Consider the following 15,579-nt stretch of genomic DNA (forward strand, 5'->3'; position numbering starts at 1 on the left):
AGCACTGGACAGCTCTGAAGGACATGGCCGCTGAGGGCCAAACCGACAATTCGGATTGCGCCGCGTTGCCTTCCTTCAACCCGGTGAGGATACCGCATGCTCAACCCCTCTTGACGGATGGAATGCGATTATACAACGGAGCGCTACTTCAATGAGAAGTTCGCCGAATACGACCTCACCGCCAACATTGCCTTCAGCTGCGATGACACCTATGCGCTGGTGTCACTGGTCTCTGCCGGGCTTGGCATCGGCTTTGCACCGGAATGGACGCTTGATCTTCCCAATCGCGGCTTTGAACTGAAGAAGGTAAGCGGGATCGACTTCCGGATCGGGCTTGGGATCGCCTGGAGCAAGGAAGATCCAACCGCTGGCCGCGACGACATCGTCGACATCGCAAGGTCGCTGGCAAGGGCAGGGCGGTAAGGCAACCTTCCTGGACGTCGACGACTGTGTTCTTGCAGCTCTAGAGCTGTCGCGGACATGTCCGATTGGTCTGTTAGGACTGGAAGGTTAGTTGCGGTATCAGCGCCCGCCTTAATGTGGACGTTCTCAAAGATGAGACTGGCTGGAAGGTGCGGCCGAGGGAGTCTGACCGCACTGCGCGCGATCTCGTCGTCAATGGCTTCAGCTCCATGACGTCGCAGAAAGTGCACTGCGAAGAAAGCCTTTGGCTAGTCAAGGAGGGTGCAATGCAGCGAAACGGCGAGCTCGATTTCAGAACGATGTCCAAAGCCGTTCGGGCGTGGTTTCTTTACTACGAGGAGAGCCCTGATGAGAGGGCGTCGAACGTGCTATCCAGCGCGGCGATAGAATTTTACAACGACGGCTATCGTAGTGCTGAGGACATCGCAGCAATGCTGATCGGTACCTACGTCGGACTGTTTTCGACGAGAGTTAACGCTCCAACCTCGCTGGCCATCCACTAGGTAATTTGGGCACTCGAAGCCGACATCGCGCGGTTTGCCAACTTCGACTGGATTGCCTCAAGTGATTTGACGCTGAGCGAAAATTGCCGGCAGAGCATCTCCTGAGTCCTGTCGTCAGGGGGCAACTTGCCCGCCAGCGCCACAAATATCTTTCCCGTCCGCCACGCGTCGAGCGAGCTCGAATGGACTGTTTTCCGCCTTAGGCCGTCTGGCATTTCTCGGTCGATGCCTAGCCATGCACTCAGACTTGTGACGCCCGGCGTCACGGGCTGCCGCGCGGGAAGGGCGCACTTTGCCATACGGTAGGTGCAAATTATCCGTGCTGGGAATTCGATAATCGATGGGTCACCTTCGCCGAGCATAAGCAAGTCGCCAGTCATATCGTGGGCGACAACGACCCGGCCAGAAAGTTTGCAATCTCCTCTTTGACTTCCGTGAATTTCGGGGCAGATCGCACCTTTCGGTCTCCAATCCCGTGCTTCACTCTCGCGAAATAGCTAATCGGGCGCTCGGGATTGATCAGCCAATGGTGCTCTCGCACGAACGCACCGTGACTAAACTCGCAAACGGAAATCTCTACGGGCCGCTGGTTTTTGTTACCGTCACCTTCAATATCCAAAGCTAGGAAATCACCTTTGGCTAGCTCGGAGAGGCGAAGCATTCTGTATCCTGGGAAACATTTCGAGGGCTGCCATACTTACAGAAAAAGTCTGCGAAGACCAACTGCCCTGACAGGCGGCCATGCGTCAGACAGCTCCGAGCATGTTTTTGCCGTTAGTGGAGCGAAGCTTCTAATGGCCAAGCGCATTCAGCTATTTGAACCGTTTCTTGTCGGGCGTCGCCATAGGGTGCCGTAAGGTCAAGATTCCACTGCGGGCCTTCGACAAGTGGCGCCGGAGAAGCGTCGACAGAGGCAGCGCCTTACGGATATGACGACACTCATTACGACATATGACGCCGCCGCCACTCGCGAGCTTCCTGGCGGTGATTGTCTAGTCCGCAGCCGAGGACTAAGCGGGCCTTCACGTTTCGGTGTTTTCACCATCATGTGTGTAACAAGGTCGGGCTTTCTCACGTAGTTCCGGTAAGTAGTATATTCAGTGGAATATATTGCTCCAAGCAAGCGGACCTAGTGTGTCACGTTAGGTTAGGAGAAGCGAATATGTTTACCAGACGTCTGTTGTTTCTTAGTGTGGGGCTCTCTGTCGTGGCATCGCGCTTTGGCTGCGATGACGGAGAAGCAGTCGCGGCGCAATTCTTCCCTGTCTCACATTCCGATGCAGAGTGGAGAAAGATTCTCACGGCCGACCAGTACTCTGTGCTGAGGCAGGAGGGGACCGAGTATCCCTTCACCAGCCCACTGTTGAACGAACACCGCAAGGGCAATTTCGCCTGTGCGGGCTGCGATCAGAATGCCTTCTCTTCGACCACGAAGTTCGAAAGCGGCACCGGCTGGCCAAGCTTCTGGGCACCGCTCAAGGGGGCGGTATCGACTAGCCAGGACAGTTCAGGGCGCATTGTGCGTACCGAAGTTCACTGCAGCCGTTGTGGCGGCCATCTCGGCCACGTCTTCGACGACGGTCCAAAGCCGACGGGGCTGCGATACTGCATGAACGGCGTTGCCATGACTTTTCACCCGGCCTGATGCTTGCGAGATAGACTTATGCTCCTTTTCATCCTTGCCTATCTCGGCGTTGCGCTGACGATTGTCAGTCCCTGTATATTGCCGGTATTGCCTTTCGTTTTCGCGCGCGTAGGCCAGCCCTTCCTTCGCAGCATGCTTCCAGTGCTCGTTGGTATGGCAGCGACCTTTGCGGCCGTAGCACACTTGCTGCGGTTGGTGGCGGTTGGGCGGTACGGGCCAATGAGTACGGCCGCCTTACTACCGCGGCTGAATGAATGGGGCCTGACTGGAAATTGGACCGTCGGTGCAGAAGACTGGGCTGAACGATATGAACGGCAGCATCTATTACCGCTTCCACGCCCGAGACCTGCATCTGGTGCTCCGGCCGGGAGCGGACGGAAAACCGAGGTGATGATCGACGGCAAGCGTCCGGGTGACAGCCATGGTGTCGATATCGACTCGGAAGGAAACGGTACGGTGACAGGTCAGCGGCTCTATCGACCCGTGCGCGAGGCCGGATCGGTCGCGGACCACACGTTTGAAATTCGGTTCTTGGATCCAGGTGTCCAAGCTTATGCGTTTACATTTGGCTAGAGGAGATCGCTACGATGCACATTTCTGACAAGAAAGCAGGAAGTTCTTTGCGTCTCATTATTCTCGGCGCGGCGGTGTTTTCGAGTGTCGGCGCCTGTTTGGTGCTGCCGGCGTCGGCCACGGAGGAGGCAACGGTGATCCCGGCGCCGGTCGAGGACGAGCCGGTCAGCGCCGCGTCCGAAACCGCCGTTCTCGCCGCAGGCTGCTTCTGGGGCGTCCAAGGCGTTTTCCAGCATGTGAAAGGGGTCGTGAGCGCGACCTCGGGCTACGCCGGTGGCCCGCAGTCCTCGGCACAGTACGAGACGGTCAGCACGGGCTCGACGGGGCATGCTGAATCCGTGGAGGTTGTCTTTGATCCAAGTAAGGTCACCTACGGCCATCTGCTACAGATCTACTTTTCGGTAGCGCACGACCCAACGCAACTCAATCGCCAGGGGCCGGATACGGGCACCCAGTATCGCTCGGCGATCTTCCCGCAGACCGACGCGCAGACCAAGGTCGCCAAAGCCTACATCGACCAGTTGAACCATGCCCGCGTCTATGATGCTGCGATCGTCACCAAGATCGAGCCAGGCAAGAGCTTCTATCCGGCAGAGGCCTATCATCAGAATTTTCTGACGAACAATCCGACCTACCCGTATATCGTGATCAACGATCTTCCAAAGATCGAGAACCTCAAGCGGCTATTTCATGAGGACTTCCGGCGCGATCCGGTTCTGGTCGCAGCCGGTGGCAATTGACGGCGCGGGTTAGCCGAGCTTTACGGAGCGCGGATGCCGGAGGCAGTCAGCAATGGCAAAACGGCATCCACCATGAATTTCAAGGCCGCAGCGTCTCTCGCGTCGTCCAGTGATGCCTCGAACTCCGCGAGTTCTATCCCCGCGATCTGTTGTGCCGGAATCCTTTCAAAGATGCCACGCAACGGAAGAAGAAAACGTAGCTTCGTTCAGTTCGTGCGAAATATTCGACGCTTATAGGCGGCCACTGTTAGGCTGCGAGGCCGCGCGCTGAGCATCCGTGTGAATTCGACACATGAAAAGTATGCCGCCGAACGCAGTGCTCGATGCCCGGATGAAACTGGTTGCGAGGCTCCCGGCGACAGCCAAGCCGACGAACACGAAGTTTTGTAGCATTTCCTAGGGCGTAGCCTTGATGTAGATTTGTCCGCACAATCCAGAACCTCGACAAATCCCGCGACAGTTTCCATAGAGGCAATCTACAGGCGAGCGGGCGACAGCGGGGAAAGAGCCTAGTTCAAGGTGGGACATGATTGTCGCTCGTCGACCTATCACGCGACGATGGCCGCATTTGATCGCAGTCGCTTTGGCGTTCTTTCTTGATTGCGGATTGCCAAAGGTTGCGGTCGCAGATCCTGTTACTGACGATGGTCGCGCTTTGATGGCGGCCATCGGGAAGAATGATTTTCTTGTCGCTCGCACGATCTTACGTCGCGGAAACGTTGACGGAAATGGATATGCTGACGGGCGGTTCAAGCGGAGCTTTTTAAAGGAAGCTTTGCTGACGCAGGCTGATGATCGTTTGATTGACCTGCTGATGGAGAATGGCGCGAACCAAGAGGGATGGGACTATTTCGCCGGTCGTTCCTCGGGTGCCTATGCTGTCGCCGTCGGTGGCGTCAAAAGACGCGGTGCAGAATCTACGCTTCGGATCATAAGGGCGCTCAGGAGCAAAAAGTTCGAACATATCCGTGGGGTGAAGGAGAACATAAGCCTCCTTTCAGTCAATGGGCTTTCACGCCCAGATTTTCTGTCCATCGTTGACGAGTTGGCTGCCGATGGAATTGACCTTAAGGGAGAGTTTCGCAACGGGACGCTCAAGATGGTTCGAGTTTTCGATACGGGCTTGGAGGCCACCTGGCCGGATCTTCTCAAGATAGTTGATGTGAATGAGGCCGATGCATCAGGCAATACCGTTGCGAGCGTATACGCCGGGGCCAATTGCACGGTGGAGAGTTGGCAAGAAGACAATCCAAACTGGTTTTGCAACGAGGATCCCGCCAGGTTGAGGAAGATTGAAACCGCCGTCCTTTCGCCAGCGTTTAAGGGAGACACCCTTCTCCAAAAGGCCGGAGGCTGGACCACGTTTGACCATCTGGGCTTCACATCCGGTCAAATTGGGAGGAATTGCTTCAGCATTCCACGCGACGTCAGTCCTGTTCAGGATGACATTCAGGACTTCCTGAAAGCCACCTTTTCTACAGAACTATCGCAGTGGACACCTGTGAAAGACCCGTCATGTTCGGTGCGCGGTTCGACCCTCATTTGCAAGTGCCCGCGGCCGTGAACCATGCAAAGGACGCTCACCACGAGAGATGCCTCACCGCCAACCGGGCACCTTGTGCCAATATTTTCAGCGCATGGGGCCAGTAACCTGGCCAGGCCTCTAGCCTACTCGGCGACCAGCCACCATTCTGAACGGTGAAGCGCCGGACTCCGACGAGGAAATGCCACCACTTCGGTAAACTTCAGCACCCACTATGTGGTCGCGAAGGGAAAGCTGCATGTCGGCAATGTCTTCATGCTTGCCTACGATCTCTATTTCGATGGGCACGCAATCCGCAGCTAGAACTCATCGCACGGCACCATAGCCTGCAAACTCTTTTTGGGGCACTGCACTGTGACTGACGGGAAGGGCAGTAACTGAAGCCAGCGCAGCGGCCAGAAGAAACATGCGCTTCATCGGTGTCGCCCCAAATTGCTGAAGACTTCAGGATACAAGCGCGATGTGAAGAGCTCAAAGTGCAAGATCCCGGCGCCCCGGGACACATCTGAAATGGAAAAGGCCCGGCACATCACGCGCCGAGCCTTTCATTGGGCTGGTCACTAGTTGGGACTGGATTCCAGCTTGCGCTGACCGGCTGAATGGCTGAATGGTCATCGCATTCCCAGAACTGCTGAGCGTGCTTTAGGTTCCCTGCGATGAGAAAGCGAAAGCCCGGCAGGGAGGGGGTCCCGCCGGGCCTACTGTGGACCAGCATTTGGGCGATGCATTGGTCCTTGCAGCGTGTTGGGATCGCTACGGTTGGAGAACTGATGGCGGCGAGAAAAGTTCCAGTTAGCTGCGAAAAGCTCGGTGAGCGTCATGATAATTCGATAATCTCAAGCGACGAACGTAAAAGAACGCAATTAAGTCAATTGGATGTCGCGGATATATGAGAGCCGCGATTGCGGCCATCGCCACAAGCATTCAGAGTGTTGGACGCCGGCCCCCCTAGTTGAGGGCCACAGAATTGAATCTTGACCAGACGTGATCAGGGATCGGCTCCTTGATCCCCGCCACCAAGCCCTTGATACGTTGGGCATCGGTGGTTCCAAGCAAAGCGGAAGCGACTGATGAATTCGCAAGAGGAAATTGCAAGGCGGCGCTTGCCAAGTTGACGCCTGACTCCCGGGCGATTTCCTGCGCTGTCTTCGCAAAAGGCGCTAGAGGATCCGAGACGTCACGCTCTTCATTGTCCTCAAGAAGCGTTCCCCCGTTCAGAATCCCTGCAACGATCAGGGGCGTTTGTGTTCGCTGGCACAGTCCCAAGAGACGAGTTCCGGCGGTCCGATCGATCAACGTGTAGCGGCCCGTGAGCATGATGCAGTCGAGCTTGGCCCGCTGCATTACGTCAAGGCATACGCCGACATCGTTCACGCCGATGCCGAAGGCGGCAATGTCTCCATTCGCCTTTAGTTCGTCCAGCGCCTTGACACCACTTTCAAGGAACTTGGCAAGGTGCCGTCGATAGTCCGCGCGACCAAGGGTAGGGGCCTCGAGATCATCAGCCAGTAGAATGTCGATTGATGACAATCCCAACCTGGCCATGCTGAACTCGAAGGAGCGCATCACGCCTTCATAGGAGTAGTCGTACGCGATGTCGAAAGGCATCACATTCGAGGGACGCCCACCGACCGGCGTCAGGATCTTGCCGACCTTGGTGGACAGGACGTAGGACGACCGTTCCTGCGTTCTGAGGAAGTCGCCGAGCCGCCGTTCGGAAAGCCCCAGCCCGTATCCGGGAGCTGTGTCAAAATAGCGGATCCCGCAATCCCAGACCGCTTCCAGAACAGCCTCGCAATCCAGAACACTGCCGAGGTCGCCAATGCGGCTGGCGCCATACCCGATTTCTGACAGTCTGAGCGGCGAGGCGCCAAGTTGACGAAATTTCATTGACGATTGATTCGAGGAGCTGGTTGACCACCTTGGTCCCAGACTTTGGAATGTTGAAGCGGGTGTAGAGCCCGAAATAGTAGCCGTCAAGGAACAGGCGATCATCAACCCGGAAAGGCGTATTGGACGTCGTCCACTTCATTTCTGGAAGCAGACAGTGGATGCAGTGGCGAAGACCGTCCTTGTCCAGGCGAGATCGTACAATGCGTTCAAAGGGGTGTCTTTACGTGCCGTCCGCCGCATCCGGCGACGCATGGCGGCGATGGCCTGTAGGTCGAGGGCCATGACGACAGACAACGACCGCTTTTCGGCGAGCTGATGGCCGTATCAAGCGCGTTGAACCCACACACGCCGGGAGGCTACCTCCATCGAAGGTAGCTGCTCGTCGACCATGTTGCTTCCGGGCGCTGACCGTTGTGATAATGTCGCACCGGAGGCGCCGATGGACCAGGATTTCATCGCATCGATCTACGAAGCAGCAGTCATTCCCGAACTGTGGAAGGGTGGCGGACTGCTCGATCAACTGGCACGTCGCAGCCATGCCCACGACGGTGTTCTGATGGGCGTCTCGCCGGACGGTGATTTTCGTTGGATCGGGAACGACTCCGCCGTTCCGAAGATGAAGGTCTACATCGCAGAGAACTGGGGCTCAAAGAATCCATATCTCCTGAGCAAGGAGCGAACCCGCAGATTCTCTGAACCGCGATTCCTGATGGATACGGACATCATGACCTACGAGGAAATGATGGCGAGCGAGTACTATCAGGGCTTCATGCGACCGCATGGATGCTTCTGGCATGCCGGAACGGGCATAACTTCACCTTCCGGAGATATCATCAAGCTCTCGATCCATCGCAGTTTCGAGGAAGGCCCGCTCCCGAGCACGGTCACCGCATCGCTGACGGAGATAAGGCCACACCTCGCTCGCGCCGCTCTCCTGGCGTCGCGGCTGAAGTTCGAGCAGATCAAGTCGACGATCGACGCAATGGAAGCGCTTGGCATTTGGGCTGGCGCCCTCAAGAACGGTCGGCTGGTCGTAGCCAATCAGAGTTTCCAACGCCTGATCCCGAATACCATGCGCGACTGTCGACATCGGCTGGTCATCGACCAGAAGACAGCCGACTTCCGCTGGGAGTCGCTGCTCGAAGCGGGCGTCACCAAATACGGCGGCTCCTTCCCGATCGCCGCACAGGAGGATCAGCTTGCAATGGTCGTCCACGCGCTTCCAATAGCCGGAGCCGCAAACGACATCTTCAATGCAGCCGATCTGCTGCTGGCCATCACGCCCCTGTCGAAGGAGGCAACGGTCGACGAAGGCATTCTTGCTGGCCTCTACGACCTCACCCCTGCGGAAGCGTCCGTCGCCCGCGAGATCGGCCTCGGGAAGAGCGTCGACGAAGTGGCGAAGACCCGCGAAGTCTCCGTGGGGACGATACGAACCCAGCTTCACGCGGTCTTCGACAAGACGGGTTCGAAGCGGCAGGCTGAGCTCGCTCGGCTGATTTTCGGTCTCGCCAAGTTCGGCGACTGAAACGTTCGTCTATCAAATGATATATGCGCGCCAACCCACCTTTTGATAGCCTGCACTGTGGTGGCCGGAGGGTGCCCTTGCGGCGTTGACGAGGGATTTCGTCGGAAAGTGTCCGGCCACCGATTTGGACAGGAATGCCCGAGCTGGGCCGTTCGAGCTGTGGCCGTTGCGCGCGCATTGTGGCGCCGTTTGTCGGTCCAGGTCGAACGCGGTTTTGATTCTGCTGACAACTGGAGGTTATCATGAGACCGATCATTGCCTTGGCAGTGCTTGCTGCCGTCCCCACCATGGCTCTCGCTCAGGCCGCGCCCAAAGGCGCCGCGCCAATTCCGGCGGCCGAGATCAAGGAAATGCTCTCCGGGAAGACATATAATTTCACCGAGAAAGGCCACAAGGGCGAGAAAGAACCGATCTCCTGGTACCTTGGCGCCGACGGCAAGATGCTGGGTTATACGGGAAACGGACCATCCCATGCCGCAGGCACTTGGTCGACAGCGGACGGGAAGCTTTGTGTCTCGGATCAGTGGGCCGGAGCATGGGGAACGAACCATTCCGACGAATGCCAGCTTTGGGCGCGCGATACCGCGAAGCCGAAGGTTCTATACCGCGCGGAGCCGAGCAAGGGCGGAAGCTGGACGAAGTTCACGCCGAAGCTGTCCAGCGGCGACACGATCACCCCGAAGATCGAGGCCTTGAAGGTAAAGCTGGCGAAGCAATAGCAAGCCGGACCTTCGCTCCCTGTCTTTTTCAGGCGCGCGCCGGACTCCCCGAAAACAAGGGAGTCTGGCGAATGTCCTAGGTCTCCTCATTTCGCTACTTGAGTGAGTAACGCAGCTTCCCGGAACTGATTGAATCCTCATGAGCTTCCTTGTGACGGAAACAGGAGGATCACACCATGGTAGCCACACCCGGAGGCCCCCGTCAGCCTTCTCTTGAGTTGTAGGGGAGCGATTCCGCAGGGTTCTCATAATTGATGTAGAACCAATCGCGGCTCGGGACCGGACACGTTGGTCGGCGTCAAGCTCCTTATCATTTTCGTCAGGCGCAACGACGAGTGACATGCCAAAGTTCTCGAGGAGATCGATCGTCCCCGTTCAGATTCTCGTCCGGGTGGTTTTCTGCGCCAAGGGAGCTAGAGGTAAGCTTCTCCCAGGTCCGATGATGCACTCGGCAGCATAGTCTGTCTTGCGACCCATCTGGCGTTCGCTACCACCGAGGGCTTAAATGCTTTAGGTTTCGATGATTGCCGCCATGACTGCTTCGCGCCGCCAGAAGCGGACATCGTGGCGTCGTAAAATTTCTCTATTTCTTCCGACAATTTAATCATGGCCGTCAGGGTATCGCCAATGGGATGGGAAGCACTCGGAGAATGGGGTGAAGACGCGGTTCGCATCGAACGACTCACGGGTGGAGTTGCCAACGACGTGTGGAGCGTTCGGGTCCACGGGCAGATCGCAGTCGCTCGCCTCGGCCCCAGGACCGACGCCGATCTTGCATGGGAAACCGTACTAATCCAATACCTCGACAGTGAAGGCATGCACGTTCCAGTGCCGATCCCGACAACTGACGGTCGGCTGTTCGTGGACGGTCTGGTGGTGATGAAATACATGGAGGGCGGACCGCCCGAGAAAGAGTCCGACTGGCGTCGAGTGGCCGACACGCTCCGCGATCTGCATCGGTTGACACAGGGCTGGCCGCAGCGCCCAGGCTGGCGATCGTCGACCGACCTCCTTCACGCTGAAACTGGAACGAGGATCAACCTTGCCGCGATGCCTCCCGAGGGCGTTATTCGATGTCGAGCAGCGTGGGCGCGGCTCATCGAACGTCAGACATGCGTTGTCCACGGCAACCCCAACAACCCTGGCAACGTCCGCATGACCGCCGATCGGGTCGCGTTGATCGACTGGGACGAGTCACATGTCGACGTTCCCGACCTCGACCTGGTGCTGCCCGGCAACGCTGCCGGTCTCGACGACGACGCGCACGACATCGCCACGCAAGCGTCAGCCGCATGGGAAGCCGCCGTCTGCTGGCAGGACGAGTACGCCGTCAAGCGGCTCGCCGAAGTTCGAGCGGTCTGAGCAGTTTCGGCGGATCGATGGGAATTGACCATCGCGCATGGCCGAAGGCTCTCCGACACGATCTGCGCCTTAACGCGTCTGGCCAATGCCGGTGCACCTCACGTCCAGACTTCCTGGTCGTGAGCTCATCCATGAAGGCGATCACAGATCAGGGTGACGAGGACAACGGGGGGCTTGAACTCCGGTTACGCTTAATCAAGGACTCCACCCCGGGTCCATATGCGCGCTTGTGCCGGCTATTGCGGGAAGGCTAGACCTGCTTAGTCTGCGTTGGGTCACCTACTGGTCGTGATCACCATCCGGAAGCGTGCCGCTCCGCTCATCATCCGCTCATAAGCCTCTGCGGCCCGCTCCAGCGGCATCGTTTCGATCATCGGACGAACGTTGGCGAGAGCGCTAAATGCCAGGGTGTCTTCCGAGTCGCTCGACGTCCCGGATGGCCATCCCTGAATTCCGCGACGTCCGCCAATTAACAGGAATGGCGAGACTTCGATTGGCTCGGATGACGCGCCAAGCACGATCATCTTGCCATTGACCGCCAGCCCACCAAGCACCTCGCTCATCGCCTTCGAATTGGTGACGGTCGACAGGATCACGCGGGCTCCACCCAGCTTTCCCAATTCGGCCGAGACGTCTTGGGTGGTGCTGTCGAGATAGAGATGAGCACCGAGCTCACGCGCCAATGGCTCCTTGTCGGCTCCCCGCGCGATAGCGACCGTGCGGCAACCCATTTTCGCGGCGAATTGTACGCCGAGATGACCGAGCCCGCCGATGCCGAGCACGGCAACCGTGTCGCCTGCCCGAACGCCGCTGTTGCGCAGCGAGTTGTAGGTCGTGATCCCGGCGCATAGCAGTGGAGCGGCCTCGGCTGCATCGAGCTCATCAGGGATTGCGGCTAGAGCTTCAAATGGTGCGACCATATACTCTGCATAGCCGCCGTCGTAACTGATGCCGGGAATTTGTGCGTTCTGGCAGGTTACGAAATCGCCGCGCCGACAGGACGGGCAATGCCCACAATGACCTCCGTGCCAACCAACACCCACCCGTTGACCGGGCTTCCAGTTGGGCACGCGCTCACCGACCTTATCGATCACGCCAACCACCTCGTGACCCGGCACGCGTGGGTAGGCGATACCGGGAAACGCTCCCATCATGGTGAAACTGTCACTGTGGCATACTCCGCATGCCTGGACCCTGATCAAGACCTGCCCAGCGGTCGGGGTCGGAATCTCGCGTTCGACCATTTGCAATGATTGATTTGCGGCTTTTACTTCAACACAGCGCATGCTCGGCATTGAACCCTCCTCAGATTTCGTTGTGCCAGGTTCCACGTGTCGCGACGTCGCCACAGCAACAGGCCTTGGTCCGCGTAGCGGCATCTAGCGCGATCGACAGCCTCTTCAATCTGGTGACTGGCGCAAAGTATAAGGACGAGGGAGCAACGAGGTGACGGTGACCAATGAACGCTGTCGTTCCTGGGCCGAGACAATGCAACTATTGCAGGTCAGCGATACGTGCCTGTCCAGGACCAATCAACGCTACCTTCACCTGCGCCCTCGGCCAAAGGAACCTGTTTCGTCAAACATCACTTGCAGGGTATCTTGCTTGTAAGCATAAGAGTTTTCATCGTAATTTTCTCGAGACATAATGAAGATGGACGCTCCTGCCGATGTGCCATCATCCCGCAGCAAACCGGCTGCCTTCACTGGTGGGGCGGTAATCGGCGCACTTGGCGGTCTAATTGGACTCGGAGGGGCGGAGTTCAGGCTTCCTCTTCTGATCGGAGTTTTCAACTTCGCGGCCCTGGAGGCCGTCATCCTCAATAAGGCGATGAGCCTGGTTGTCGTGGCGTCGGCGCTTCCATTCCGCGCGGCGACGGTGCCGTTCAGCGAAATCGGCTCCCACTGGCCGATCCTGGTAAATCTGCTGGCCGGAAGCTTGGCGGGCGCATGGTTCGGGGCCGGATGGGCGACGCGTCTCAAGTCCGAGACCCTCTACAAGATCATCGCCGCGCTTCTGGTCGCCATCGCTCTGGTCCTGATCGTCGGTCACAATGCCACTGCAGGCGAGCCGCTTCTAACGAGTGGTGCCCAGCTAGCCGCGGGCGTTGTTGCAGGCTTCGTGATCGGTCTCGTGGCGTCCCTTCTCGGAGTAGCGGGCGGCGAACTGCTGATCCCGACGCTCGTGCTTTTGTTCGGTGCGGACATCAAGCTGGCCGGATCGCTGTCGCTCACCGTCAGCCTGCCGACAATGCTCGTTGGCTTCACGCGATACAGCCGTGATCAGAGCTTTTCGGTACTGGGACGCAACAAAATGTTCGTGATTGTCATGGCGGCGGGATCGATCGTCGGCACGTTCATCGGCGGCTTGCTGCTGGGGATCGTTCCGAATGCGGTTCTTCTGCCCGCGCTCGCTGTGATCCTGCTTCTCTCCGCCGTCAAGGTCTGGCGGCACAGGTAGCCTTCAGACCGACTTCAACTGCACTCTCTGTTCGAGCTTGGCAGCGTCTTCCTTCCGCTCGCTGTAGCGGTCCGTGAGGTAGGACGAGGCGTCGCGGGTGAGCAAGGTGAACTTTACCAGTTCCTCGCAGACATCGACAACACGGTCGTAGTAGGACGACGGCTTCATCCGTCCGTCGGCGTCAAACTCCTGATAGGCCTTGGCGACAGAAGACTGATTGGGGACCGTGATCATCCGCATCCAGCGGCCGAGGATGCGAAGCTGGCCGACGGCATTGAACGACTGCGAGCCGCCAGATACCTGCATTACCGCGAGCGCCTTTCCCTGCGTCGGCCGTACTGAGCCGACGGCAAGGGGAATCCAGTCGATCTGGGACTTCATGACGCCAGTCATCGCGCCATGGCGCTCGGGGCTGACCCATACCTGGCCTTCGGACCATTCGGAAAGTTCACGAAGTTCCTGCACCTTGGGATGGCTGACGGGAGCTTCATCTGGCAGGGGGAGGCCCTTGGGATCGAACACCCGAACCTCGCATCCCAGTCGCTCGAGCAGACGGCGCGCCTCGAGAGCGAGAAACCTGCTGTAGGAAACCTCCCTAAGCGAGCCATAGAGGATCAGGATGCGCGGCTTGTGTGTCGAGAACCGCGGGCGGAGCGCTTCGAGGTCAGGCTGGCGCAGATGCCGCTCCTCGAGAGCCGGGAATTCCTCAGACAACGCGTTTTCCCTTCTCGTCGAGAACCTTCTCGCCGTCTTCCTTGGTGAAGGCACCTTTGTGGGTGTCCGGCAGGATATCGAGCACAGCTTCAGACGGCCGGCTCAACCTCGTGCCGAGCGGCGTGACGACGAACGGACGGTTGATCAGGATCGGGTCCTTGAGCATGGCGTCGAGCAATTGGTCGTCTGTGAGTGCCGGATTGTCGAGGCCAAATTCTTCGTAGGGCGTTCCTTTCTCGCGGATCGCCTGACGCACGGTGAGGCCCGCATCTGCGATCATTTTCACCAGTTCGGCTCGTGACGGCGGCGTCTTGAGGTATTCGATTACACGCGGCTCGATGCCCGCATTGCGGATCATCTCAAGCGTGTTCCGCGACGTCCCGCATGCGGGATTGTGGTAGATCGTGACGTCCATGGTCATGTCCTTTCTGTGATGGTGTTTCGGGATACGGCGGGTGCGGCCTCGTACCAGCCCTTGGTGCGGTTCACGATCCAGACCACCGACAACATAACGGGAACCTCGATGAGGACCCCGACAACAGTCGCGAGTGCGGCTCCGGACTGGAAGCCGAACAGGCTGATGGCGGCCGCGACCGCAAGCTCGAAGAAATTGCTGGCTCCGATGAGCGCGGACGGACCGGCGACGCAATGCTGTTCGCCCGATATCCGGTTCAGCAGGTAGGCCAGTCCGGAGTTGAAGTAGACCTGGATCAGAATCGGCACCGCGAGCAAGCCGATGACGGCGGGCTGCGCGATGATTTGCTCGCCCTGGAACCCGAAGAGCAGGATCAAGGTGGCAAGGAGGGAGAGAAGAGAAAGGGGCTGCAGCCTTGCCAGCAAACTGTCCAGGGATCGCGTCGTGCCATCAGCAGTCAGGCGCTTACGAACGATCTGGGAGATGGCGACCGGGATGAGGATATAGAGGACCACCGATATCGCCAGAGTATCCCATGGGACCGTGATCGCCGAGAGGCCCAATAGCAATCCGACGATCGGTGCGAAAGCGACGATCATGATGGCGTCATTGAGGGCTACCTGTGACAAGGTAAAGTGGGGCTCGCCCTTCGTGAGGTTCGACCACACGAACACCATGGCGGTGCACGGCGCGGCCGCCAGAATGATCAGACCAGCAATGTATGAGTCAATCTGGTCGGCCGGGAGCAGTGGGCGGAAAAGCCATCCGACGAAAAGCCAGCCGAGAAGTGCCATCGAGAATGGCTTGACGGCCCAGTTGACGAAGAGGGTGACGCCGATCCCGCGCCAATAGCTGCCGACCTTCGCCAGAGAATCGAAATCGATCTTCAGCAGCATCGGGATGACCATCAGCCAGATCAGCACGGCGACCGGGATGTTCACCTTGGCGACTTCGGCCGCGCCGATCGCGTGGAAAACGCCAGGCATGACATGGCCGAGCGAAATGCCCACCACGATGCAGAGGAAGACCCAGACAGTGAGGTATCGCTCGAACGTGGACAT

The 15,579-nt window shown here is 58.3% G+C and carries 15 protein-coding genes and 2 pseudogenes; 11 read left to right on the forward strand and 6 right to left on the reverse strand.

Annotated features, from left to right (window positions below; all coding sequences use genetic code 11):
- Window positions 1-135: 135 nt before the first annotated feature.
- Both C934_RS0123490 and C934_RS0123495 read left to right on the forward strand, forming a co-directional pair.
- A pseudogene (locus tag C934_RS0123490) lies at window positions 136-423 on the forward strand (LysR family transcriptional regulator substrate-binding protein); the annotation flags it as partial.
- Window positions 424-689: 266 nt separating this feature from the next.
- Entirely contained in the window at window positions 690-926 is a 237-nt protein-coding gene (locus C934_RS0123495; RefSeq protein WP_026372020.1) for a hypothetical protein, read from the forward strand.
- 376 nt (window positions 927-1,302) lie between these two features.
- On the opposite strand, the gene C934_RS0123505 is transcribed toward C934_RS0123495, so the two are convergent.
- Complete coding sequence (locus tag C934_RS0123505; protein ID WP_018859037.1) at window positions 1,303-1,587, reverse strand: 3'-5' exonuclease; 285 nt, start codon at window positions 1,585-1,587, stop codon at window positions 1,303-1,305.
- A 501-nt stretch (window positions 1,588-2,088) separates the two neighbouring features.
- Between C934_RS0123505 and msrB the strand changes: the two genes are divergently transcribed.
- From msrB to C934_RS0123535, 5 genes and pseudogenes are all read left to right on the forward strand, one after another.
- The gene (gene msrB / locus C934_RS0123510) at window positions 2,089-2,571 is read left to right on the forward strand and encodes a peptide-methionine (R)-S-oxide reductase MsrB (protein WP_018859038.1); all 483 of its coding nucleotides are present in this window, start codon (window positions 2,089-2,091) and stop codon (window positions 2,569-2,571) included.
- Between the two features lie 18 nt (window positions 2,572-2,589).
- Window positions 2,590-2,807: pseudogene (locus tag C934_RS36495) on the forward strand (cytochrome c biogenesis protein DipZ); the annotation flags it as partial.
- Entirely contained in the window at window positions 2,791-3,144 is a 354-nt protein-coding gene (locus C934_RS33995) for a hypothetical protein (protein ID WP_198011831.1), read from the forward strand. The pseudogene C934_RS36495 and the gene C934_RS33995, both read left to right, overlap by 17 nt.
- 14 nt (window positions 3,145-3,158) lie before the next feature.
- The gene (gene msrA / locus C934_RS0123520) at window positions 3,159-3,884 is read left to right on the forward strand and encodes a peptide-methionine (S)-S-oxide reductase MsrA (protein ID WP_018859039.1); all 726 of its coding nucleotides are present in this window, start codon (window positions 3,159-3,161) and stop codon (window positions 3,882-3,884) included.
- Between the two features lie 568 nt (window positions 3,885-4,452).
- Window positions 4,453-5,448, forward strand: coding sequence for a hypothetical protein (locus tag C934_RS0123535; protein WP_245267996.1), 996 nt, complete (start codon window positions 4,453-4,455; stop codon window positions 5,446-5,448).
- Window positions 5,449-6,375: 927 nt separating this feature from the next.
- On the opposite strand, the gene C934_RS0123545 is transcribed toward C934_RS0123535, so the two are convergent.
- Window positions 6,376-7,407: an aldo/keto reductase gene (locus C934_RS0123545; RefSeq protein WP_245267997.1), complete on the reverse strand. Its 1,032-nt coding sequence runs from the start codon at window positions 7,405-7,407 to the stop codon at window positions 6,376-6,378.
- Between the two features lie 352 nt (window positions 7,408-7,759).
- Here C934_RS0123545 and C934_RS0123555 point away from each other — a divergent pair, with 352 nt between their 5' ends.
- The 3 genes from C934_RS0123555 to C934_RS0123565 all read left to right on the forward strand — a co-directional run bounded on the left by C934_RS0123555 (window position 7,760) and on the right by C934_RS0123565 (window position 10,929).
- Entirely contained in the window at window positions 7,760-8,848 is a 1,089-nt protein-coding gene (locus C934_RS0123555; protein ID WP_018859043.1) for a helix-turn-helix transcriptional regulator, read from the forward strand.
- 242 nt (window positions 8,849-9,090) lie between these two features.
- A complete protein-coding gene (locus tag C934_RS0123560) occupies window positions 9,091-9,567 on the forward strand; it encodes a DUF995 domain-containing protein (protein ID WP_018859044.1) in 477 nt (158 codons plus the stop codon).
- A 627-nt stretch (window positions 9,568-10,194) separates the two neighbouring features.
- Window positions 10,195-10,929 (forward strand): phosphotransferase enzyme family protein, encoded by a 735-nt coding sequence (locus C934_RS0123565; protein WP_018859045.1) that lies wholly within the window; start codon window positions 10,195-10,197, stop codon window positions 10,927-10,929.
- A 275-nt stretch (window positions 10,930-11,204) separates the two neighbouring features.
- Here the strand turns inward: C934_RS0123565 and C934_RS0123570 are convergent, their stop codons facing one another.
- Window positions 11,205-12,224, reverse strand: a complete 1,020-nt coding sequence (locus C934_RS0123570; protein ID WP_018859046.1) for an alcohol dehydrogenase — start codon at window positions 12,222-12,224, stop codon at window positions 11,205-11,207.
- Between the two features lie 352 nt (window positions 12,225-12,576).
- Here C934_RS0123570 and C934_RS0123575 point away from each other — a divergent pair, with 352 nt between their 5' ends.
- Window positions 12,577-13,389 (forward strand): TSUP family transporter, encoded by an 813-nt coding sequence (locus C934_RS0123575; protein ID WP_018859047.1) that lies wholly within the window; start codon window positions 12,577-12,579, stop codon window positions 13,387-13,389.
- Window positions 13,390-13,392: 3 nt separating this feature from the next.
- Here the strand turns inward: C934_RS0123575 and arsH are convergent, their stop codons facing one another.
- The 3 genes from arsH to arsB are packed head-to-tail and all read right to left on the reverse strand — an operon-like array spanning window position 13,393 to window position 15,579.
- Complete coding sequence (arsH, locus tag C934_RS0123580) at window positions 13,393-14,103, reverse strand: arsenical resistance protein ArsH (RefSeq protein WP_018859048.1); 711 nt, start codon at window positions 14,101-14,103, stop codon at window positions 13,393-13,395.
- Window positions 14,096-14,524: an arsenate reductase (glutaredoxin) gene (gene arsC / locus C934_RS0123585; RefSeq protein WP_198011832.1), complete on the reverse strand. Its 429-nt coding sequence runs from the start codon at window positions 14,522-14,524 to the stop codon at window positions 14,096-14,098. Before arsC ends, arsH begins: the two co-directional genes overlap by 8 nt.
- Window positions 14,521-15,579, reverse strand: a complete 1,059-nt coding sequence (gene arsB, locus C934_RS0123590; protein ID WP_018859050.1) for an ACR3 family arsenite efflux transporter — start codon at window positions 15,577-15,579, stop codon at window positions 14,521-14,523. The genes arsC and arsB overlap by 4 nt, the downstream gene beginning before the upstream one ends.

It is taken from the genome of Rhizobium sp. 42MFCr.1 (genome assembly GCF_000377185.1).
GTDB classification, from domain to species: Bacteria; Pseudomonadota; Alphaproteobacteria; order Rhizobiales; family Rhizobiaceae; genus Rhizobium; species Rhizobium altiplani.